Genomic DNA, 22,359 nt, shown 5'->3' on the forward strand with positions numbered 1-22,359 from the left:
TTCTAGATAGCACATTTTTTATTCCTATTGCTGCTTTCTCTGCTCCTTCATCCGTTCGCTGCCGAATGCGAGAATGACCGTCTGAATTTTCTGCAGCCGGATGAATTCATTCTGCTTCAGATCAGACCGGAAGTAGGCATACATATAGGCTCCCTCGAAGAAGGTCAACGAAGGGTAACAGACCAGATCCGAATTCGTATAAGGATTATCAATCAGAATCTGCCATTCTCCGTCCCGTTCTTCCCCCTGGATCGACTGCAGCACAGTAAGCTTGTAGGCGATGATCTCCTCGAATTCATCCCATATAGCAGCCCAGGAAGGGCTGAACCTTGTTGGCTCGGGAAATAGCCGTCTAGCCGTCGCCAGCCGCTCGGCCACCGCTGTGCATTCCTGATCGACATATTCCTTCAGCTTGCTCCGGAAGCCCTCGAGGAATAACCGGAACGCCGTAAACCCTCCTTCCGTTACCTTTTGCTGGAACTGCAGCAGCTCTTCCTCAGAAGCGGCCTTTTCGAACGTGATATAAGGGTTGGTCATCCTCTCGCTCCTTATCGTTTAGTAGACTCCCGGAACCCATCATTTACATGAGGACAGCCTCCAGATTTCCCTCGGCGTGCAAGATCAGACGGCGTGAAGGGTCATTTTTCAGCTTCACATTTCCTAACTTGACCCGGCCCTCTTCCAGATACACGACCAGCCAGCGATGCTCGTCATCACGGCCGATTTCCTGGAGAAATCCCTTCATCAGCTCCTGTGCTTCCTGCTCGCTGACAAATTGGCGAATGCCATAATAGGATAAATCATAGTGATTTTTCTGCAGGCAAGCCGCAATCTCTCCGGTTATCGTATGTCTCAATACATAGCTCATTTTAATTTTTCCTCCTGACCCGCTATTCATTGGCCCCGCAAGGCTGGGGACAAGAAGGGCGCAAGGCTCGGTCACGAGTTTGCGCCCCTCTTTCATTTCCCCTTACAAGTACGGATTCTCGTGGCGGGCCTTCAGCCTGCTCCAGCGGCGGTCCACCTCGTTCTCGAACGATTGGAGCGCTTCGGCGTATTCAGGCCGGGTCAGATGCTTGGTCTTGCCCATATTTTTCAGCCAGTCGCCTACTGGGATACGTTTGTTTTTGTCCTCCGGGTTATACGTGATCGTCGTAACGCCGTTCTCAATCTCATACATCGGGAAGAAGCAGGAGTTAACCGCCTCATCGATCAAGGTTTGCCCAATCTGCTCCTCCGAGAGCCAGTTGAGCGGGCAGGTGATGAGAATTTTCCCATAAACGAGCCCTTCGTTCTGGGCATAATATTGCGCCTTGGCCGCTTTCTTCAGCATATCCTGCGGCAAGGACTCGGAGCCGGTGAACACGTACGGAATATTGGTGGCCGCCATGATCTGCGGCGTATCCTTGTGGTGGAACAGCTTGCCGCCCTGATGCTTGCCCACGTTGGATGTGGAGGTGCGATGTCCGAGCGGCGTCGAGTACGACAGCTGGGCTCCCGTATTCATATACCCTTCATTATCGTACTCCAATATAATCATTTTATGATTGCGCAGCGCAGCTCCGATCGCCGGTCCCATGCCGATATCCATCCCGCCGTCGCCGGTGATCATGACGAAGGTGAAATCCGCAGGCAGATTCAGATGATCCAGCTCTCCGCGGCGCTTGCGCTCCCAGAACATCTCCACGACGCCGGACAGCGTGGCCGCTCCGCTCTGGAACAGGTTGTGAATATAGGTGGCCTTGTGCGATGAATACGGGTAGCCGGTCGTGACGACCATCGCGCAGCCGGTATGGAATAGTGCGACAATATCGCCCTCGATGCCCTTGAAGAACAGCTCGAGACCCGAGAAAATGCCGCACCCCGGACAGGCGCCGTGACCCGGTGCAAGCCGCTTCGGCTTCTTGGTCAGCTGGCGGATCGGAGGAACCTTCACCTTGAGCTGGCCGGTTGCTTCATCCTTATTCACCGTGATTAGACCGGTGTTCAAATCTTCATACTTCATCGGCTCGATGACACGCTGCGGCTTCTTGTTGGGATCGCCCGCCGTGTGGCCGTGATAATCGAACGGCACCTCGACCTTGCCTGCTTCTACAGCATCCATTGCCATCCGGAAGAACGCGTGGCCATCTTCGGCGTAGAAGTCCTTCCCGCCCAAGCCATAGACACGGCTGACGACTAGCGTATCCGTGTAACCTGCTGTGAATAATGCAGCCTTGATCTCCAGCGACATGTTGCCGCCATGGGCGCCATAGGAGTCGGCACGGTCGCCGACCGTAACCGCCTTAACATTCTTCAGCGCCTCCGCGATTTCCTGGGCCGGGAACGGACGGATCATATTGGGCGCGATCGAGCCCGCCTTGATGCCCTGCTCACGCAGCTGGTCGACGACGTCCTTGATAATTTCCGACGAGGAATTCATCAGGAATACCGCCACCTCGGCATCCTCCATCCGGTACAGGTCGAGAATCGGGTAATCGCGGCCGGTCAGCTCCTTGTATTCCTGGCGGATCCGGTCGAAAACCCCGCCGGCACGGTACATAGCTTCAGATTGCTGGTAGCAGTTGTTGATATAATCGGGTTCATTCATATAAGGACCGACTGTAATCGGATTGTTGCGGTCAAGCACATGGGGGAATTGCTTCGGCTGCTCGCCGATGAAGGCATGAACGTCCGATTTATGAGCGAACGTCTGAACGCGGCGTTTTTGATGGGAGGTAAAGTAGCCGTCGGAAGCGACGATGACAGGCAATCGGACCTCAGGGTCCTCGGCCAGCTTGATGGCCATGATGTTCATATCGTAGACCGCTTGGGGATCGCGGCTCATCAAGATCGGCCATCCTGTATTCAGGGCGTAGTAGAGGTCGGAGTGATCGCCGTGAATATTCAACGGGCCGGAGACCGAGCGGCAGACGAGATTCATGACCATCGGGAAGCGTGTTCCCGACTGGACAGGCATTTGTTCCAGCATATACAGGTAGCCGTTGGCACTCGTCGCGTTGAACACCCGGCCCCCTGCCGTAGCCGCTCCATAACAGATCCCGGCTGAGCCATGCTCGCCGTCCGCGGGAATCAGCTTGATGTCATGCTGCCCGTTGGCCTTCATCAGGTCCAGAAATTGGGCGACTTCCGTGGAAGGAGAGATCGGGAAATATCCCATCACGTGATAATTGATCTGGTGCGCCGCATAGGCCGCCATCTCGTTGCCCGACTCGTAGACCATACGCTGCTCGACCGTGCCTGCACTTACTTCTTTATTGATTTCGATAGCCATGGATGAACATTCACCTCTCCCGGTATGAGTTAATGGACTTACTCTGCCAGTTGAAAACGATGCGCTACGCGATGCGTCTCTGCATAGCCGTCCGTCTCTCGACCCGAGGATAGCGCCTCTGTCGGACAGGCTACGACGCACTTCAGACAGCCCTTGCAATATTGATAGTCAATGCCCTGCAGAAACATCTGCGGACGGCCCTTCTTGTCCGGCGCCTCATCCCAGACGAAGCAGAAGTCGGGACAGGCGGTATCACAGGCCGCGCAGTGGATGCACTTCTCATCATCGAAGTGAGGCATCATGCCGTTGCGGGAAATGCTCAGATCCTTCAGGATGCTGTTCCCCGGGTTAGAAACCATACCGCCAATCGGCTGCGTAAGATATCCGTATACGGGGATGTCCCAGCGCTTCGGCTCAGGCATGACGGCTCCCTCAGGCAGCGCGAACGTCTGGAACTTTACCTCGTCATAGCCCCGCTGGAAAGTACGCAGCGCAGGCTCTACCGCACCGGGATATTTCTTCTCCAGGCTTTTACGGATAATTCCTTTCATATGCTCGAAGTCGAGGAACTCGCATAACCGGAACAGACCGCCCAGCATCGCCATATTAACCCGGTTCTTCTCTTCCAGGGAAATGCCCGTCGCATCGACGACCGCTACAATGCCGCCGATCAGCTTCATCTTGTCTTTCAATTCTGCGGGATTTTTGGTAGAATTGACCAGTACCACGCTATCCTCATAGATGCCGCTAACCACATTCACCGTCTTCGACAAATTCTCGTGAAAGACCCCCACAACATGCGGTCGTTCCACCGGAGTCGTATCCCGAATATTCGTATCCAGATCGCAGAACCGGATATGGGCCTTTACGGGCGAACCCTTTTTCTCAGAACCGTAGGAAGAAAAACTGACCCCATTGAAACCGCTCCCAACAACGCCCGCTTCAGCGAGCATCTTGCCTGCCAGATTAGCTCCAAGCCCGCCGATGGACTCGAGCCGGATTTCGAAAAAACCGAGCTCGTTCATTTTCGGTAGAACCGTCATGCTTGTAACGCCTCCTCTAATTCAAGAATAAATTGGAATATCTGGAGCATGGCATCAGTATAACAGTATATCCAAGGAACGCATAGTGTTTTTTGGATCATTTCGTGAAAAAAACCTATGAAACCAGGTTTTTTTTGCATATTTTTATCCATTTTATCAATCTGTATAGTAACTTATAGTAATACCACTAATACAGAATTACGTACTTTTTGTGACAATATATTAACCTCCTGGCAGGTACGCCGAGCCCCGCAAGCAGCCGCAGTTTGTTCTCCCGGCTGATCTACACACTCCGTATGAATCCCGAAACCTGCTCAAGCCAAACAGGCCCATTCCAAACCTCCCGGTTTAGGAATAGACCCATTCTCTCCAGACAGAACTTCCCGGACATTCAACCTGCAGACAAGCCTCCGCCCTCTCGGCCAGTCCGCATATGCAGGACATCCAGCCTCTTATGGCTGCTCTCGCCAGAGACGAAAGCTTTTCCACCAGATGAGATACACGGCATAGACACCCAGATACGCTCCGCTGGCCAGGAACAGAGAGTTGTAGAACACACGGTGAACCTCCGTCATCATCACCATGTCGTCACGCAGGATTTTGTAAATGGCGCCGGTTGCAATCCAGCCGAACGCGTACAAGGCAGCTAATGCCGCCAGATCGAACACCATCGTCAGCTTGGGAGTAAGAAACCGGCAAGCCAGCAGAAGCAATGGCGCAAGCAAAGAACCGATAATAAGCAGCGCAAACACGGTGAACCATCTCCTTCGCCGTTAGTCTCACGCAAAACCAGAGCGGCTATGCATGTTCCCTCCGGTGAAGGTATGGCCGGCTTGCCGAAAGTGGCTCCACGGCCTTCTTCAGCGGCCTAAGGTCTTCCCTCCCGATGGTGCGGCAGGCCGACCAACAGACCGTGCCGAGCGGCTCAAGAACCAGCGCCAGGTCAAGATGGACGCGGCTACGCCAAGCACACCCGCGAAATAAAAACCGCTTTTCAGCCCGCCCCATTCGTTTAGTCCTCCGGCTAGAAACGGACCTGCGAACATGCCAATCGCATATACGGCCTGGTAAAATCCCATCGCGGTCGCCCGCTTCTTCTCCTCAATATGCTCGATGGACAAGCCGAGCAGCAGCGGAAAGTGCAGACCCTGTACGGCACCATTGAGCGCTTGGGTGAAGATCAGCATCCCGAAGCCAGGGACGAACGAGGTCGCGGCCGTACATAGCGCACTGACCACGAAGCCTACAAATACGACCTGCCACGACCCGAAGCGCGGAGCGATCACACGGCCGGATAGGTAGGCGACCAAGGCATGAGGCACCATAAACGCCAGTACGAGCATCGTCAGCCCTACCTTATCGGCTCCCAGGTACAACGCATAGGAAGGTGTGAAGCCGAACATGGTGATAAACAATACGCTATGAGCCAGGATGGATAAGGTCGACACCTTCCATAGCAGACGGTCCTTCATGACGGATGCCAGATCTCCGTAGCTCATAGAAGGCCGGGCCACCGTCCCCTGCGGCTCCTGGAGCAGGAATGACAGCGCAAAGCCGAGCAGGCCGATTGCCGCTCCCATCTGGAACGTCAGTGTATATCCTCCCGCCTCAACGAGCAGGCCGCTGACGCTCATCCCGAGGAGCTGCCCTCCGGCCGTTAGTAAGCTGATCATACCCATGGCGCGCGTCGCTTGTTCCTTGGCGTACATGCCTGCGAACATGACCGTGAAGGCCACCCAGGTGGAGGCGGCGACCCCTGACATGATACGGCCGGCCAGCGCCCATTCCAGACGCTCACCCATGGCGAAGCAGACACAGCTCAGGGCAACGCTCAACATCCCGATGACTACATAGGGCTTGCGTTTGTTCATCTTGTCCGAAGCGATGCCGAGCGGCAGACGGAGTACAATTTGCGTCAGCCCATAGCTGCCTAGGACGATGCCCATCACCGTGTACGACATGCCCATATGCTCCAGATATGGCGACAAAACCGGCACGTATACATACAGCGAGCACCAGAATAGAAGAGTCACTGTGACAAAAACAATCCGGTTCTTCCGGCTCGGAACCGAGTTACTCATCTCTCCAGCCAAGCTTACAGACTGGACCGGAGAATTTCAAGAACATCGCCGGCTTGAAGCTTGCGGAACGAACCGACAGGACCGAAGCCAACCGTTTCCTCGGCCATTCTCTCCAGTTGGTCATCCCCGATATTCAGCTCGCTCAGGCGCGAAGGAGCTCCGATCCGTGTGAAGTAATCGCGCGTCGCCTGAATACCGGCGCGAGCTACTTCCTCATCCGATTTGCCGCTAGGGTCGATGTTCCATACCCGTACCGCATATTGCACGAAGCGGTCCAGACGCTCGCCATGCACATAAGTCATCCAGTTAGGGAACAGAACCGATAATCCCGCCGCATGCGCGATATCGTAGATAGCACTCACTTCGTGCTCGATCATATGCGTCGCCCAGTCCTGCTGCATCCCGACGCTGATCATGCCTCCGTTCAGCGCATAGGTACTGCACAGCATCAGGTTGGCGCGAGCTTCGTAGTTGTCCGGCTGTGCCAGGGCCTTCTCCCCGTTCTCAATCACCGTCTGCAGGATGGATTCGCACAGACGCTCCTGAAGCGGAGTATCCGTCGTCAGACTGAAATATTGCTCGAACACATGAGACATCGTATCGACGATCCCGTTCACGGTCTGATTCGCCGGTACCGAATAAGTCAATGTAGGGTCAAGAATCGAGAACTTCGGATAAGCATGAATGCTGCCGAACGATTTCTTGAGATTCTCTTCCCAGTTCGTAATGACGGAGTTGCCGTTCATCTCCGACCCTGTAGCCGATAGTGTAAGGACCGTACCCAGCGGCAGTGCGCTCTGAATCTGCGCCTTGCGGATCAGGAAATCCCACACGTCCCCTTCATAAGGAACGCCAACGGCTACAGCCTTGGCCGCATCAAGCACACTGCCGCCGCCTACGGCGAGAATAAAGTCTACATCATGGGCGCGGCACAGCTCGATTCCTTTGCGTACCGTGGATACACGGGGGTTCGGCTCGATACCCGCAAGCTCAACGGTTCTCACGCCAGCCTGCTCCAGCTGCTGCAGCACACGGTCATACAGCCCGCTCTGCTTGATGCTGCCGCCGCCGTACACCAGTAGTGCGGTCTTGGTACCGAATGCAGCCAGCTGCTCGCCGAGTTTGTCTAACGTTCCTGCACCAAAAATAATTCGGGTAGGGTTATGAAATGCAAACGAGTTCATCGTCAATCTCCTCCTTGTATGGGTACAACCAAAGACCATTATAGCAACTATTTTTCCGAAGTGAAAACAACTAAAAAACAATTAGCTGCTTACAAGTCGGAGGAACGTTGCGACCTAGGATCGAAGCAAGATCTAAGCTTGTCCCGTTTTCTGCGAAAAAAAGATGGCAATTCCGGCACATTTTGATATGATAAGTTCCGGAACTTTTACCTACTATCGAAAGGGTGCGTCTGTTTGAATCGAGATCGTGTTATTCAAGTGGCGGAACGTCCGCCGCTGCTGCTAAGCGTGCCGCTCAGCCTACAGCATCTGTTCGCCATGTTCGGCTCGACCGTGCTCGTCCCGGTCCTGTTCAAGATCGATCCGGCGATCGTGCTGCTGATGAACGGGATCGGCACACTGCTTTACCTGCTCCTGTGCAAAGGCAAAATCCCCGCCTACCTCGGGTCTAGCTTCGCCTTCCTCTCGCCGGTATTCGCCGTATTTGCATCGGGTATGCCTTATGAGGCGGCGCTTGGCGGCTTTATCGCATCGGGTATCATCTTCACGCTGGTTGCCCTAATCATCCGATCCGCCGGCACCCGCTGGCTGGACATCGTCTTCCCTCCCGCCGCCATGGGCGCTATCGTGGCTGTCATCGGGCTTGAGCTCGTCCCCGTTGCCGCCCAGATGGCAGGCTTCATCAAGCCGTCCGATGCTGCCGCAGACTGGGCGATCGATCCAAAAGCCATTCTGATCTCATCGTCTACACTTCTGATCGTCATTATTGGCAACGTGATGCTGCGCGGCTTCTTGAAAATCATTCCGATTCTCATCGGGATCGTCGGCGGTTACTGGATCGCTTACGAATTGGGTTACGTGAACTTCGTTCCCGTCTCTGAAGCAAGCATCCTGCAATTGCCAACGCTGTATACGCCGAAGTTTGAATGGTCCGCCATTGCGATCATCGCTCCAGCCGCGCTTGTCGTCATCGCCGAGCATATCGGCCATCTGATCGTCACCGGCAATATCGTCGGTAAGAACCTGTCTCAGGACCCGGGACTCGACCGATCCCTGCTCGGCAACGGGATCTCCACGATCATCTCGGGCTTCGCCGGCTCCACGCCGAATACGACCTACGGTGAGAATATCGGCGTCCTCGCGATTACGCGTGTGTACTCCGTCTGGGTCATCGGAGGAGCGGCGGTGCTGGCGGTCGTTCTGTCCTTCTTCGGGAAGCTTGCTGCTCTGATCAGCACCATCCCGACACCGGTTATGGGCGGCGTATCGCTGCTGTTATTCGGGGTCATCGCATCCTCCGGTATCCGGATGCTGGTCGAGACGAAGGTCGATTATGCGAAAACCTCCAATCTGATCCTGACCAGCATCGTACTGGTCGTCGGCATCAGCGGGATGAGCGTCACGATCGGCAGCTTCTCTATGAAAGGCATGGCGCTGGCTACCGTGCTGGCCATCGTCCTTAGCTTATTCTTCAAGATCATTGAGAAGCTGAAGCTGTCCAACGAAGCTTAGGTTGTGTATTCGGGCTTGGCTGCATTCAGACCTACATAAGAGCAGCCGAGCTCTCATGAGAAGAGCAGACATCCTGCCCCTAGGGCAGCTTGTCTGCTCTTTTTGCCGCCCAAAAGAAAGAGGCTCCCGGGTATGTCCCGTGAGCTTCTTGTCCTACATATAAGTTAAGTTCCTCACTATCATGTGCCAGGTCAGGTCACCGCATCCAACCCGCCATAACGGGAGATGGCGAGCAGCAGATCGTTTAATACCGGCAGGATGAATTGCACCGAATGGAGCTGGAAAATCCCGCTGCGGTTGTGCAGCGTCGCTTCTTTTGCATAGATCCGGTAATGCTGCATTCCCGTCTCGACGCTAACGGTCTCGCTGGCACCTGTTCCCTCCCGGCGAATACGCATCGGCTTGGAGCCTACAGGCAGTTCAAACGGTGTAATGCTGATAATATCGGACAATCGGATATGATAATTCGCATGAGGCTTCTGATAGACGAGCTCCTTGGTGGAAACCGTCAACCCGAAATCACGCTTTTTATGAGACAGCTTCAGCTCGCCATCCAGCGCTTTAATCCGGATAAAATGTTCATTCAAAGGGTCTTCCTCCTTCAACCGGCGAACGGTATTGCGGACTTCCGATCCCTCTCGTCCAGCCGAGGTTTATCCTTTAAGAATACCATAGATAATCCCAAGAGCGCTACACTCCGCCTCTTACACCTGAAGAAGAGACGGAGGCCGTCTGCTTAGCCTCAGCAGACGGCCTCCTGGGTATTCCTCAATTCCGGTTTTTCTACTGCTTCAACGTGACGAGCAAGCGCTTGGCGGACCCGTTCGGCGTCTGCACCGTTTCATAGACGCGAACGCTGAGCGGGTACTGGAACTGATTATTCGTGACATTGGTGAGTGCGACTGCTTGCCAGCCGGTAACGAGCTTATTCGCACCTTGCAGCGTGTAGGTGCTGCTGCCGAGAATCCTGCCTGTCGGATCGACCAGCTCGAATTCCAGCGAACCGGTGGAATCGTCGACCATGACGTCGCTTTGCTTGGCAATCTTCAGATCCAGCGCGAGCTTGTAAGCCCAGGTGTTATTGCTGTAATTGCCGCTCAGCTCCCAGCTGTTGATAGTGACATCATAAGGATACAGCTGAAGCGTCGTACCGTTAATTTCCGACTTGTCTCCCTCGGCAGACTTGACAGCAACCTGCTTGGTCGCGATCGGCAGCTTCACGGCGGAGCTTGCGCTACCGGCAAGAATACTCAGCTTGAATGTACCTTTGATGCCTGGAGGCAGCAAATACGAGTAACTGTAGGCGTATGAGGCCTGTGGGACGAGCTCCTTCAGTACTGTCGTCTGTTTCGTGCCCGTGTACGTTTTACCTGAGCTGTCCTGCAGCTCGGTAGCCAGTTCAGGCAGCGGCAGCGTTTCTTGACCTTTATTAACGACTTTGTACTTGGCGATCACGGATTGATAGCCGGTTTCGGGATTGGAGTGCGAGTTGATCTCAACCAGCGAGATCTCCAGATTTTTATCTACCGTCTGATTGTCCGCCTTGAATACGAATGGGGATCCGAGCGCACTGTCGCTCACTGGCGCTCCATCTTCACCGGCCTGCAATCCATTGTCCAGATTCAAGGCGACCAGTGGAAGTGTGACAGTCGTGGCAGTCCCGTTGGAGCTGCCCGTACCGCTTCCACTGCCGGTATTCGTGCCAGCGCCGGACGAGTTCGACCCATTCGATGTATTCGACGTGTTCGATCCGTTCTGCGCATTGCCCGTCGTGGCTGTTTTCTCGGATATGTACAGCTCATACCCGGTCGACTTCAGCTCATCGGGAATTTCAACGACGAATTGATACGAGGCATCCTTACCTGCCGACGTGTACTTCTCAGTCCCTACGACCGTGTCTGTCGCCAAGGAGTTTTGCTGATCCTTAGATACCAGTAGGCCAGTCAGCACTGGATTGGCGATGGATCGAGTGCTGCCGTTGTGGAGCGTAGCTGTCACGACAGCGACGTGCTTGCCAGACTGTATAATTTCCTCTGCCTTGTTAGCTGTCAGCGTCAGGCCTTCTTTTCCTTGACCGGTCAGTGTGGCAGTCTCCCCTACCTTCACCGATTGGAACAAGGACTGCAGTCCGATTTGCCCGATATCTTTCCCTGTCGACTTGACGTTCAGGCCAAGCACCAGCTTATCCGCATCTGGCTGGGCATCCAGCTTGGCACTTAGCAGCAGCCTGGTGACGGAAGCTCCGTCCAGCTTGCTTTCTTCCGTCTTAGCAGCCGTGAGCGCAATGCTCCGGCCTTGGGCATCCTGCAGCACATAGTTCAAGCCGGTTGGATCCCAGGTGCTAGCGGTGCCGGATACTTTGGCCGTTATATCCAGCAGTACATTCCATTTACCTTCAGAAGGATAAGCAAATGCCCGGCCTGCCTGAACGGAAACGAAGGTGTTGCCCGTCTGGGAAGCATCGACGGTGGAGAGATTGAAGACGAATTGATGATCGTTCTGCTGGAAGGACATCGCTTTGGATACCGACAATGCCCCCAGCTCCAGCTGATTGCGGCTGCGGTTGAAGAACGTGACATTCAACTGATCCGCGGACAGATCCGGGGCGACCTTGGCGATAAAGGCGAAGGTTTTGTCCGACGAAGGGGATACCAGCGCATCGGCCTTCTCGCTGAGCTGCGCATAATAGCTGCGGCCGTCGGCCGTCGCGACCTTCACTCCATAATTGTTAAAGTCCACAGCAGATCCGCTTCCGTTGGTCAGCATGACGCGGAATTGCATCGATTGGCTATCCGAGCTTTTGGAGAGCGAGACCTCCTCCAGCGTAAAAAATACGTTGTTATTGACGAACACACCTTCTTTGCCTGCATAGGAAACCCCCGGGCACAAGCTGTAGAGCAGCAGGCAGGCAATGATCAGCAGCCAGGCGATGAGGGGGTACTTGATTCGTTTGTTTTGTCTGAGATTCAGATGGTTATTCAATGTAGAAACCTCCTTGAGTCGCTTTGCAAGCATCCGGCTGCTTCAATCCGTGCGCAGCGCATCGATCGGACGAAGCTTAGATGCCTTGTTTGCTGGATAAAGACCGAAGACGATACCAACTGCCACGGAGAACAGGAACGCATAGAAGCTGATGTCCCACGAGATGACGGTCAGTTGATTTTTGTTCATGTAAGGCCATGCCAGCGAGATGCCCACACCGAGCACCAGCCCTATCAGACCGCCTAACCCGCTGATGACGACAGCCTCGACGAGGAATTGCATCAGAATATTGCTTCGCTTGGCGCCGATGGACTTGCGTATTCCGATCTCCCGCGTCCGCTCCGTTACGGTAACGAGCATGATATTCATGATGCCGATCCCTCCGACCAGCAAGGAAATGCAGGCCACACTGACGAGCTGGCTTGTCAGGGAGCTAGTCGCCGCCGTTCGGGCCTCTACCAGCGAGTCCTGATTCAAGATTCGAAACCCGTTCGAGCTCTTGTACTTGCTCGTTAGGTAATTGGAGAAGGTCGTCTGGGCCATCGTCATCTGGTCCTTGCTCTTGGCCTCGATATAGGTCGTCCGGATGTTGCCGAGAGCCAGCTGCCGCTGTGCCGTCGTCAGTGGGACCACGATCGATTCATCGACAGACACGCCGATCCCTGCGCCCTTTGCCTTCAATACGCCGATGACTGTAAACTCATATCCTTTGATGTTGATCGTTTTGCCTACCGGATTGGTCGACTCGAACAGTTCGGTCGCAACCGTGCTTCCGAGCACGGCTACGTTGGTCCGGAAGCTGAGATCAGACTCCGACAGGAGCCTTCCCGTGGCAAGATCTGTCTTGGTAATCGAGAAATACCGGTCATTGGTCCCCAGGATCGTGTAGGTATCCTGAGTGCGGTCATACTTAACATTCACATTGCCACCGGACACGGCCGGAGCTAGATAATTAAACTCAGGAAACTCTTCGAACTGCATCACTTCGTTATAATCCAGGCTGCTTGCGCGTCCGTTACCCAGAATGTTCACCGTGATCAGATTCGTCCCGAGATTCTCGTACTGCTTCTCGATCGCCGCCGTCGTTCCCCGTCCGAGCGATACGAGAGTCACGACCGAGGCAACCCCGATGATGACGCCCAGCATCGTCAGCAGCGTGCGCATCCAGCTCGCTGTGACCGTCTTGAGCGCCATCGCTATGAGTTCAGAAGCCTTCATACGCCTACCTCCGTCACTTGACGGATCATCTCACGCTGGAGATCGTTGCGTTTGTCGCTGACAATCTGCCCGTCCCGGATCGTCACGACCCGCTTTGCGTTCTCTGCAATATGCAGATCATGGGTAATCAGCACAATCGTATTGCCCGTCTCATTCAATTCAATCATCAGCTCCAGCACTTCCTGTCCTGTCGAGGAATCCAGCGCCCCTGTCGGTTCGTCCGCCAGCAGGATGGCCGGGCCAATCGCCAAAGCTCTTGCGATGGCGACACGCTGCTGCTGACCGCCGGACAGCTGGCTCGGGCGGTGATCATAGCGTGCGCCCATGCCCAGCTTCTCGAGCATTTGCATGCCGCGCGCTCTCCGCTCCTTCTTGGAGATCCCCGCATAGATCATCGGCAGCTCCACATTCTCTATGGCCGTCAATCTGGGCAACAGATTGAATTGTTGGAAAATAAAGCCGATCTTCTTATTTCGCACCTCGGCCAACTGATCGTCCTTCAGCTTCTCGGTGACGACGCCATCGAGAGTATAGGAGCCCGAGGTCGGCATATCGAGCAGGCCGATCGTATTCATCAGCGTCGACTTGCCCGAACCACTCGGTCCCACGATCGCGATAAATTCCCCCTTTTGTACCGATAGGGACACGCTGCGGAGGATCGTCAGCTCCTCCGTTCCCCGTTTGAATTGCTTCACGATGTCCTTCAGTTCAATCAAGCTCATCTGGTTCACCTCTCCCCGGCTTTTTATCTCCTAGCACCGCCTCCGCCGTTGCCGCCTCCACCGCCGCCGGTAAAGCCGCCTCCGCCGAAGTTGCCGCCTCCAGCTGGGAATCCGCCGCCAGTGCCGCCCCCTGCACCCGCTCCTTGCTGGAACTGGTTGCGCATCTGTTGAATCTGCTGCTCAGTCAAATTATTGCCCCGCGGGGCCGTTCCGCCGAGTACGACCTCGTCTCCTTCGGCCAATCCTTCGGTAATTTCGACGTTTGCGCTGTCGTTCACGCCTACCTTGATGTCCTTGCGTTCGATCGTTCCATCCGCCTTCTTGATCCCGACCGAGCTGCGGCCGTTACGGGATTGTACAGCCTGCGTAGGCAGGAGCAGCACGCCTTTCTTATCAGTGACGATGATATCGGCACTGGCCGTCATCCCATACTTGAGCTCGGGGCTGCTTTTCATGCTTAGGATGACGCTGTACGTGCTGACGCCATTGGAGGTCGTACCCACGGTGGATACTTGTGTAACCGAGGCTTCATACGTTTTACCGGTGATCGCATCGACCCGGACTCTGGCCTTCTGTCCGACCTGAACCTTCGGCAGATCCAGCTCATCCACACTGATCGCCAGCTGCAGCGTATCCAGACTCGCGACGGCTCCCAGCTTCACGTCACTCTTGATCGTCGAGCCTACCCGGTAGGAAGCCAGCACATTGCTCTTCGTATCCGCAAAATCCGTCGAGAATACGCCATCGAACGGAGCGTACACCTTCAGATTCGCCAATTGGTCGTTCAGGTCTTGAATCGTTTTGGTCTGCTGCTCGATCTGCTGCTGCTTGGTGGAAATGTCCTTAGCCAGCGTATCGTTGACGATCGTCGCGATCGCTTCGCCGGAGCGGACAGCCCGGTTTTCCGTAATGTCCAGCTTGCTGATCGAACCCGATACATTGGCAAATACCGTCGTAGTCGATTTGTACTGCAGCTTTGCGCTGCCTGCCGACTCGACCTTCAAGCCGTTCACCGTTACCGAGCCCTGTACATTCAGGTCCGCATCCAACGTGCCGTCGTTATCGATCCGGACCTTCACATCGCTGATGCGGTTCCCCTTGGCATCGGCCTTGCTGCCGGCCGCTATCGATTCAACGACACCCGCCTTGGACAGCAGATATCCGTCCACCGTCAATTCAACCGTATCTCCGGTCGCGAGCTGGGCCACCTCTTCCTGGATAAAAGGCAGCGTAACCGTCAGTGATCCTGTATCTGCGATCGTCGCGACCTTCGTCGTCTTGGACACGTTCGAGCCTTCGCTGAGATTAGCCGCCAGGATCAGCTTGCCCGCGGCCGGAGCCTTGATCCGCAGCGACCCTTGCTGCTCCAGCAGATCCTGCAAGTCCTTTTTGTACTGATCGAGCGACACCTGTGCGCTATCAAGCTTCTCCACCAGGTTTGTATCCGTCAGCTCCAGCAGCAAATCCCCCTGCTTCACGCTCTGGTTTCGCGTTAAGTTGATCGTTTTAATCATACCTTCTTTGGGCGGGGTAATCATCTGAAGCTGCTCTGCCGCCAATTGCGAGGTACCTGTGATGGTTGCCTGCAGATTGCCCTTGGTTACTTTGGCCGTCTGCTGCTGGGCTACCGCTCCTGTTTTCGCTTTTTGGGGTCCCCGGGTCATATACACCGTGGTTCCGGCCCCTGCCACCAGCAGAGCAGCTACCGTAATAATGATTGTCTTCTTCTTGTTCACAGGCTACGTACCTCCCGATATGACTACTGATCTGCACGAACTATGTACCTATTAAATCAGACCTAGATTAAATCTACATTGGAAAAGCTTAAGATTAGCTGAAAGTGTGCTGAAATCATGCCCAAAAAGCCGGATTCTCAACGAATCCGGCTTTTTCTGGAGGGCGGCCTGCTGTGACGGTCCAGCGGCAGCCATACTTCGATCGTGGTGCCCTCCCCTTCCACGCTTTCCGCGCGGATGGTTCCGTTATGCGCTTCTACGATCCACTTGGCGATAGAGAGCCCGAGACCTGTCCCGCCGTCTGCGCGTCCGCGCACTTTGTCCGCCCTATAGAATCTGTCGAATATATGCGGAAGGTCCTCCTTGGCAATTCCGATTCCTGTATCCACGATCTTCAGCAGAACGAGGCCGCCATCGGCGGAGGCCCGTATGCTGATCGAGCCCTCGCGCGTATATTTCAGCGCATTATCCAGCAGGATAACGAGCAGCTGATGCAGGTAATCGGGGTCTCCCATCAGCATGGCGTCACCCTCAATCCGGGACTCCAACCAGATGCCTCGCATCCCGCTCAGCTCCTCGAAGCCCGTCGCCGCCTTGGCAACCAGTTCACTCAGCTCGATACTGGTCTCGTTCAGCTTCAGTTCATGGGAGTCCGAGCGTGCCAGCGTCAGCAGGTCGCCGACCATCTTGGTCATGCGGCGCGTCTCGTCGATCATGATCGCAATCTTCTCGCTCTCCTGCTCGACGGTTCTATCCGGATGGCGGAACAGCCGTTCCAGATGAATGTGCAGCACCGAGAGCGGGGTCCGCAATTCATGGGAGGCGTCCGACACGAACTGCTGCTGCTGCTCCCACGCCTTCCGAATCGGGATGAGCGCACGGTTGGCCAGGAATAAGCCGGTCAGCACCGCGACCAGGATGCTGACGAGACTGCCGATTCCGACCACGACGAGCAGATTTTTCAGTACCTTGCGTTCGGGCTCCAGGTTATAGGCGACCTGCAGGCGACCGCTCTTGGCTTGCCTCGTCAGCAGCCGGTAATCGGACTCGTCGACCGTCACATTGACGATCTTTCCTTCTACGCCAGCTCCGCGCAGCAAGGCAGGAAGCTTCTCGTCCGTATCGCGGGGAACCTGCAAGAGCAGCTTGCCCTCCGCATCCCACTGGAGCATCGTCATCAGACGCACGGGACGGAACGGAAAATCCCGCCGCAGCTGGCGGTTCAATATGCCCTCGAAGGCGTTCATTTCATTCTCGAGCACCCGGTCGATCTGCGAATACAGGCGTTTCTCTGTGGAAAAATACAGCGTTGCTCCAAGGGCATTCAGTAGAATGAAAAATACGATGGAAAATAACAGCGCCAGCCGGTACCGTGTCCGGTTAAACATGGATACCTTCCGCCTTGAGCATATAGCCTACGCTGCGGATCGTACGGATATAATGCTCGCAGCCGCAGGCATGCAGCTTCTTGCGCAGATAGTGCACGTACAGGTCAACGGCCGTTTCATTGGCTTCCGAGTCGACGCCCCACACGCGGGCAAACACCTGATCACGCTTGACGATCTGCTCCTTGTGGCGGATTAGAAAGGCAAGCAGATCATATTCCTTCGCCGTTAGCTTGACCCGATTCCCCCCATGCAGCGCCTCGCAATCCGGCTCCGACAAGGATAGTCCTCCGTAGGCGAGCCCGGTCTCAGGCTCGTTTCCCTTCCTCCGGTGCAGCGCCCGCAGCCTGGCCAGCAGCTCGTCGATCGCGAACGGCTTGACGAGATAATCATCCGCACCTGCATCCAGTCCGCGTACTCTGGAATCGACGGAATCCTTGGCCGTCAGAAACAGGCATGGCGTACGGACTCCCTCCTTGCGCAGCTCCTGAATAAGGGAAATTCCATCCATGCCCGGAAGCATAATATCCAGCACCAATAAGTCATACCACCCCTGCTCCGCAAGTGCCAGCCCTTCGTGGCCATTATCGGCACGGTCCACCTGATAATGCTCATCCTCCAGCACCGTTGCGATTGCATCCAGCAACCGGTTATCGTCCTCTACTACCAGCACCCGCAAACCCAAGCACTCCTGTCTGTACAATAATCCGTCTCTTGAGACCATTGTAATCACCTTTTGCCATGCGAAGCAAGATTATCCCGTCAAGTGCGGTCCAGTCCCTTGCCTGCTCGTTTTCCCAGGCTGGTTGTGATACAATATACAATCGAATACGAAAGCCGCAGGAGGACAGCATCAGCATGTTAATTATAGGCATCGCCGGAGGCACCGGTTCCGGCAAGACGACGGTGGCGAGATCCGTCATCGACCGGCTCGGCAGGAACAAGGTCACCTTCATTTCTCAGGACAATTACTATAAGGATCACGCACATTTATCCCTGATCGAACGTGAATCGATTAATTATGATCATCCTCTGGCATTCGATAACGAGCTGCTTTATGAGCACCTGCAGCAGTTGAGGGAGCAGCGCTCAATCCAGGTTCCCGTCTACGATTTCTCCAATCATGCTCGTTCGGTTACGGAGAAGCTGGATCTCCAGCCCAATAAGATCGTCATTATCGAGGGTCTGCATGTGCTGTCGGACGAGCAGCTCCGTGGGATGCTCGATATCAAGGTATTCGTCGACACCGATCCGGATGTACGCATCCTTCGCCGTGTACTGCGCGATATCCATGACCGCGGTCGGTCGATCCAGTCGATTCATGATCAATATCTGAACACCGTCAAGCCTATGCACGAGGCATTCATCGAGCCTTCCAAAAAATATGCCGACATCATCATCCCCGAGGGCGGGCAGAACGAAGTCGGCATTCAATTACTGTCTATCCTGACAGAAAAGTATTTAACGACATGAATTATTCATGTCGTTTATTTTTTAGGCCTTAGCTCTCTTCAAGACGCAGGAGCCTTCTGCGAGGCCGGTGAATTCAGAATCATGCTGCTCTTTCTCCAATTCCCCCACAGATAGTACATAACAGACAAGAGCAACCCGCACATAAAGCCGATCGGGAAGCTCCACCAGACGGCATCCAGCCCATAGGCACTGCCCAGGTAATAGGCTAGAGGAATACGGAAGCACCACAGAGCAAGAAAGGTTGTCAGCAGAGGTATCATGACCGCCCCCGTGGATCGGACGACGCCGGAGACGACAAAGGTGATGCCGAATAAGATATAGGCCCATAGTGTAATGTGATTGATATTTGCTCCGATTCGGATTGCCGCTTCATCCTTCAAGAAAATATGAAGAATAGGCTCATTCCATGCGTAAATCAAGGCTACGAGAAGTCCTGTCATCCCCAGATTGAATATACAGCCGATCCACGTGGTCCGGTGAACGCGCTCCCACTTCCCCGCCCCGACATTCTGGGCCGCTACGGCGGACACCGCCCCGCCGATCGCCATCGCCGGCATCTGCACGTAGCCGGAAATTTGCATGGCCGCCCCGAAGGCGGCGGTCGCAGCGGAGCCGAACCCGTTCACGAGCGCCACCGTTGCGATCGCACTCGTGGAGACGATCAGCATTTGCAATCCCATCGGGATGCCTTTGCGTACGAGCAGCTTGATAATCTGCGGGTCCAGACGAACATATCCCCGGTCGGCTCTCGTCAGCCGGAGCGGATGCTTCTTGCGGTACAGGTAGAGGATAAACGCGACGAGGCTAACCCCTTGAGCGATAACGGCCGCCAGTGCCGAGCCTGCTGTCTCCATACGCGGTATAGGACCGAGGCCGAAAATCAACAGCGGGTTCAACGCGATGTCCAGGACCGCCGACATCAGAAGGAAATAAAAGGGCGTCTTCGCATCGCCCGCGCCTCGAAGCACCGTCATCACAAAGTTGAAGAAAAACATGAATGGAATCCCCAGGAAGGTGATGCGCAGATAGGCCAGCGCATAGCCCATGGAGTCATCCGGCGTTTGCATCCACCGCAGAATCTGGGTGCTGAGCAGGAGACCCGCAGCTGCAATCACGAGCGATAACAGCACATAAAACAAGGCGCTAGCTCCGACCACGCGCTTGGCCCCTGCCTCATCCTTCGCTCCAATCCGCTGACCGACTAGAATCGTCGAGGCCATACTCACTCCAAATACAAGGCTGAGCAGAAAAAACATAATATTGTTTGCATTAGAGGTGGCCGCGAATGCGCTTTCACCCAAGTAATTGCCTACCCAGATCGCATTGATTGTCCCGTTAAGCGATTGCAAGACATTCCCCATCAGGATCGGCATAGCGAAAAGAAGCAGCTTCTTCGCCAGTGGACCTTCGGTCAGATTCATTCCATTTTGCAGCGTTGCAGCCATGCCCTCTTCCTCCACCCATGCAAAAAGGCAGCTTGCGCTGCCCTTGTGCGTTGTATATGACGATTACCTAATATTATACCGCTTGAAACTTTGCAAGTAAACTAATTTTTTACAGTCTGCTACTCGGCTTCGGGAGCCAGCGGCTTAACCTTGGGCTCAGCTTGAACCGGCACAAGTGCAGGCGCTTGGGATGCTGGTGCAGGTGCTGGTGCGATTTTGCCTCCGGTGAAATTTTTGATCAGCTGCTCAACATCGATTCCGCTTACGCTTTTCAACATCTCCGGTGCTGTCGCCATCAGCTCGGTCACATAATTGCTGACGCGGGCAGCGCCTTGACCATTGCCTGTGTCGACTACGGTCAGCTTATCAATGGATTTCATCGGCTCCGCGATCCGTCCGGCCAGCTCAGGCAGCATCTTGACGATAATATCTAGAATCGCCGCTTCGCCGAACTTCTCGAACGCAATAGCGAGCTTCTCCTTGGCTTCCGCCTCGGCCAAACCACGCAGCCGGATAACCTCGGCCTCCGCTGTACCCTTCGCACGCTCTGCGTCTGCGATCGCGAGACCTTCCAGACGCTTCTGCTCCGCATTGGCTCTCGCTTCGGCTTCGATGCGGAATTGCATCGCTTCGGCCTGTGTAATCTGCTTGGCTTTATCCGCCTCGGCCGCCTGAATGACCGAGTACCGGTCAGCATCCGCCTTCTTCTTCACTTCGGCGTCATACTGCTTCTCACGACGCAGAATTTCCTTCGCCTCAAGATCGATCTCCCGCTCCTTGCGGACGATCTCGACCCGCATCTGCTCCTCGACCACGCTTTGCTTAGCACGCGCTTCCTGGATATGATAGGCTTGGTCCGCTTCGGCGCGGGCCATATCCTGATCCTTCTTGAAGGAAGCAACCTTCAATTCCTTCTCCTTGCTCGCTTCCGCGATGTTCGTATCGCGCACAAGCTCGGCCTTCTGTCCCTCTTCCTCCGCCTGCGCTTTCTTGATCCGCGAATCCCGCACCGCTTCCGCTTCAGCGATCTCCGCATCACGCTTGACCGCTGCAATCCGAGGTTTCCCGAGCGCATCGAGATAGCCGTGCTTGTCGCGCAGATCCTTGATCGTGAAGGAAACGATCTGCAGCCCCATCTTCTTCAGATCCTTGGCTGCCACGCTCTGCACCTCTTGAGCGAACTTATCCCGGTTGCGGTATACTTCCTCTACCGTCATCGATCCGAGAATCGCCCGCAGATGTCCTTCCAGCACTTCCTGAGCTTCGCTCTTCAGCGCTTCCGTAGGCTTGCCCAAGAATTGCTCGGCCGCTGTCGCGACATCCTCTACCGCGCCTCCGATCTTGATAATGGCGACACCGTCCGCCATCACGGGAACGCCCTGCTCGGTATAAACCTCAGGGGTGGATACGTCCAGCTTGTGGGAAAGCAGCGAGAGAAAATCCGCCTGCTGAAACACCGGAAGGATAAAGGAGCCGCCACCGCGAACGATCTTAATACTGCGCCCCGTCTCATCCTCCATCACGTTGCGGCTTCCTAGGAAGGAACCGGTTACAATCATCGCCTCATCCGGGCTAACCGTTTTGTACCGGGCCCAGAATGCGAGACCCAGCACGATAATCACGCCAACGATAATCCCTGGAACCACCAATACGTCGCTAAAGTTCATTCACATCACTCCTTGTTGTAGAATGGGTGTCCAACGGCGACACCAGCACCGCTCCGTCCCGGATGTCGACCGTCACTACGCGTACGCCCGAGGGAATATTCTCCCCGTCGAAGCTCTCGGCAATCTGATTGGTCAGACTTCCTCCGATCCGGTACACTACCTCGCCGCAGCCGGATGCCGGCACCGGGACGGAAACCTCGCCGATGCGGCCGACCAGATCCCTCATGGAGAAGGCCACCGAGCTCTCCGTGTTCTGCATCGGCTTGACATAGCCCAGGTAGATCAGGATGGAGCCGCCGATTGCCGTGAGAACGGCCAGTATGAGGATCACGGCCGTTCCGAATGCGCTGTACCGGGTAAGCAGCCAGCCTGCTCCTCCCATAACCGTAATTCCGCTGAAGATTACCATGGGCTGCAGAGCATGATGCAAATCCCCGCTCATCCAATCGAATATGCCGTCTAGCGCATTGCTCAGAAAATCCCCGAACAATACCGTCACCAGAGCGAACAACACTCCTGTTACCAGCATCCCCGCATACACGTCCAGCATTTCCATCCCTCCCGGTCTCTGCCCTGCTATACATGAGTTAATACGTGAAAATCTCCATTTAGTTGCACATTTTCTCCCATTTGACAA

Annotated in this window: 19 protein-coding genes; 2 read left to right on the plus strand and 17 right to left on the minus strand. The window is 55.1% G+C overall.

Annotated elements, in window-relative coordinates:
- Nucleotides 1-24 precede the first annotated feature (24 nt).
- From WMW72_RS10970 to WMW72_RS11000, 7 genes are all read right to left on the minus strand, one after another.
- Nucleotides 25-537, minus strand: a complete 513-nt coding sequence (locus WMW72_RS10970; RefSeq protein ID WP_341415505.1) for a hypothetical protein — start codon at nucleotides 535-537, stop codon at nucleotides 25-27.
- 43 nt (nucleotides 538-580) lie between these two features.
- On the minus strand, nucleotides 581-868 hold the full coding sequence (locus WMW72_RS10975; RefSeq protein WP_341415506.1) for a hypothetical protein: 288 nt from the start codon (nucleotides 866-868) through the stop codon (nucleotides 581-583).
- A 102-nt stretch (nucleotides 869-970) separates the two neighbouring features.
- The gene (locus tag WMW72_RS10980) at nucleotides 971-3,274 is read right to left on the minus strand and encodes a thiamine pyrophosphate-dependent enzyme (RefSeq protein WP_341415507.1); all 2,304 of its coding nucleotides are present in this window, start codon (nucleotides 3,272-3,274) and stop codon (nucleotides 971-973) included.
- 38 nt (nucleotides 3,275-3,312) lie between these two features.
- Complete coding sequence (locus WMW72_RS10985) at nucleotides 3,313-4,317, minus strand: 2-oxoacid:acceptor oxidoreductase family protein (protein ID WP_341415508.1); 1,005 nt, start codon at nucleotides 4,315-4,317, stop codon at nucleotides 3,313-3,315.
- Between the two features lie 452 nt (nucleotides 4,318-4,769).
- On the minus strand, nucleotides 4,770-5,069 hold the full coding sequence (locus tag WMW72_RS10990; protein ID WP_341415509.1) for a hypothetical protein: 300 nt from the start codon (nucleotides 5,067-5,069) through the stop codon (nucleotides 4,770-4,772).
- 108 nt (nucleotides 5,070-5,177) lie between these two features.
- Nucleotides 5,178-6,398 (minus strand): MFS transporter, encoded by a 1,221-nt coding sequence (locus WMW72_RS10995; protein ID WP_341415510.1) that lies wholly within the window; start codon nucleotides 6,396-6,398, stop codon nucleotides 5,178-5,180.
- 14 nt (nucleotides 6,399-6,412) lie between these two features.
- Entirely contained in the window at nucleotides 6,413-7,582 is a 1,170-nt protein-coding gene (locus tag WMW72_RS11000) for an iron-containing alcohol dehydrogenase (RefSeq protein WP_341415511.1), read from the minus strand.
- Between the two features lie 234 nt (nucleotides 7,583-7,816).
- Between WMW72_RS11000 and uraA the strand changes: the two genes are divergently transcribed.
- Nucleotides 7,817-9,094, plus strand: a complete 1,278-nt coding sequence (gene uraA, locus WMW72_RS11005) for a uracil permease (protein ID WP_341415512.1) — start codon at nucleotides 7,817-7,819, stop codon at nucleotides 9,092-9,094.
- A 191-nt stretch (nucleotides 9,095-9,285) separates the two neighbouring features.
- Here the strand turns inward: uraA and WMW72_RS11010 are convergent, their stop codons facing one another.
- From WMW72_RS11010 to WMW72_RS11040, 7 genes are all read right to left on the minus strand, one after another.
- A complete protein-coding gene (locus WMW72_RS11010; protein ID WP_341415513.1) occupies nucleotides 9,286-9,681 on the minus strand; it encodes a hypothetical protein in 396 nt (131 codons plus the stop codon).
- Nucleotides 9,682-9,877: 196 nt separating this feature from the next.
- The gene (locus WMW72_RS11015; RefSeq protein WP_341415514.1) at nucleotides 9,878-12,076 is read right to left on the minus strand and encodes a hypothetical protein; all 2,199 of its coding nucleotides are present in this window, start codon (nucleotides 12,074-12,076) and stop codon (nucleotides 9,878-9,880) included.
- Nucleotides 12,077-12,118: 42 nt separating this feature from the next.
- Nucleotides 12,119-13,294, minus strand: a complete 1,176-nt coding sequence (locus WMW72_RS11020; protein ID WP_341415515.1) for an ABC transporter permease — start codon at nucleotides 13,292-13,294, stop codon at nucleotides 12,119-12,121.
- Complete coding sequence (locus WMW72_RS11025; protein WP_341415516.1) at nucleotides 13,291-14,016, minus strand: ABC transporter ATP-binding protein; 726 nt, start codon at nucleotides 14,014-14,016, stop codon at nucleotides 13,291-13,293. The genes WMW72_RS11020 and WMW72_RS11025 overlap by 4 nt, the downstream gene beginning before the upstream one ends.
- A gap of 23 nt (nucleotides 14,017-14,039) precedes the next feature.
- Nucleotides 14,040-15,752 (minus strand): permuted SH3 domain-containing protein, encoded by a 1,713-nt coding sequence (locus WMW72_RS11030; protein ID WP_341415517.1) that lies wholly within the window; start codon nucleotides 15,750-15,752, stop codon nucleotides 14,040-14,042.
- Between the two features lie 137 nt (nucleotides 15,753-15,889).
- Entirely contained in the window at nucleotides 15,890-17,140 is a 1,251-nt protein-coding gene (locus tag WMW72_RS11035; protein WP_341415518.1) for a sensor histidine kinase, read from the minus strand.
- Nucleotides 17,133-17,816 carry a response regulator transcription factor gene (locus WMW72_RS11040; protein WP_341415519.1) on the minus strand — a complete coding sequence of 228 codons (684 nt, stop codon included), beginning with the start codon at nucleotides 17,814-17,816 and terminating at the stop codon, nucleotides 17,133-17,135. The genes WMW72_RS11035 and WMW72_RS11040 overlap by 8 nt, the downstream gene beginning before the upstream one ends.
- Before the next feature lie 179 nt (nucleotides 17,817-17,995).
- Between WMW72_RS11040 and udk the strand changes: the two genes are divergently transcribed.
- Entirely contained in the window at nucleotides 17,996-18,610 is a 615-nt protein-coding gene (gene udk, locus WMW72_RS11045) for a uridine kinase (RefSeq protein WP_341415520.1), read from the plus strand.
- Between the two features lie 38 nt (nucleotides 18,611-18,648).
- On the opposite strand, the gene WMW72_RS11050 is transcribed toward udk, so the two are convergent.
- The 3 genes from WMW72_RS11050 to WMW72_RS11060 form a co-directional block, all read right to left on the minus strand.
- On the minus strand, nucleotides 18,649-20,055 hold the full coding sequence (locus tag WMW72_RS11050; protein ID WP_341415521.1) for an MATE family efflux transporter: 1,407 nt from the start codon (nucleotides 20,053-20,055) through the stop codon (nucleotides 18,649-18,651).
- A gap of 119 nt (nucleotides 20,056-20,174) precedes the next feature.
- Nucleotides 20,175-21,722, minus strand: coding sequence for a flotillin family protein (locus tag WMW72_RS11055; protein ID WP_341415522.1), 1,548 nt, complete (start codon nucleotides 21,720-21,722; stop codon nucleotides 20,175-20,177).
- Complete coding sequence (locus WMW72_RS11060; protein WP_341415523.1) at nucleotides 21,712-22,272, minus strand: NfeD family membrane protein; 561 nt, start codon at nucleotides 22,270-22,272, stop codon at nucleotides 21,712-21,714. The genes WMW72_RS11055 and WMW72_RS11060 overlap by 11 nt, the downstream gene beginning before the upstream one ends.
- Between the last annotated feature and the right edge of the window lie 87 nt (nucleotides 22,273-22,359).

This window comes from Paenibacillus filicis (assembly GCF_038070315.1).
Lineage (GTDB): Bacteria > Bacillota > Bacilli > Paenibacillales > NBRC-103111 > Paenibacillus_G > Paenibacillus_G filicis.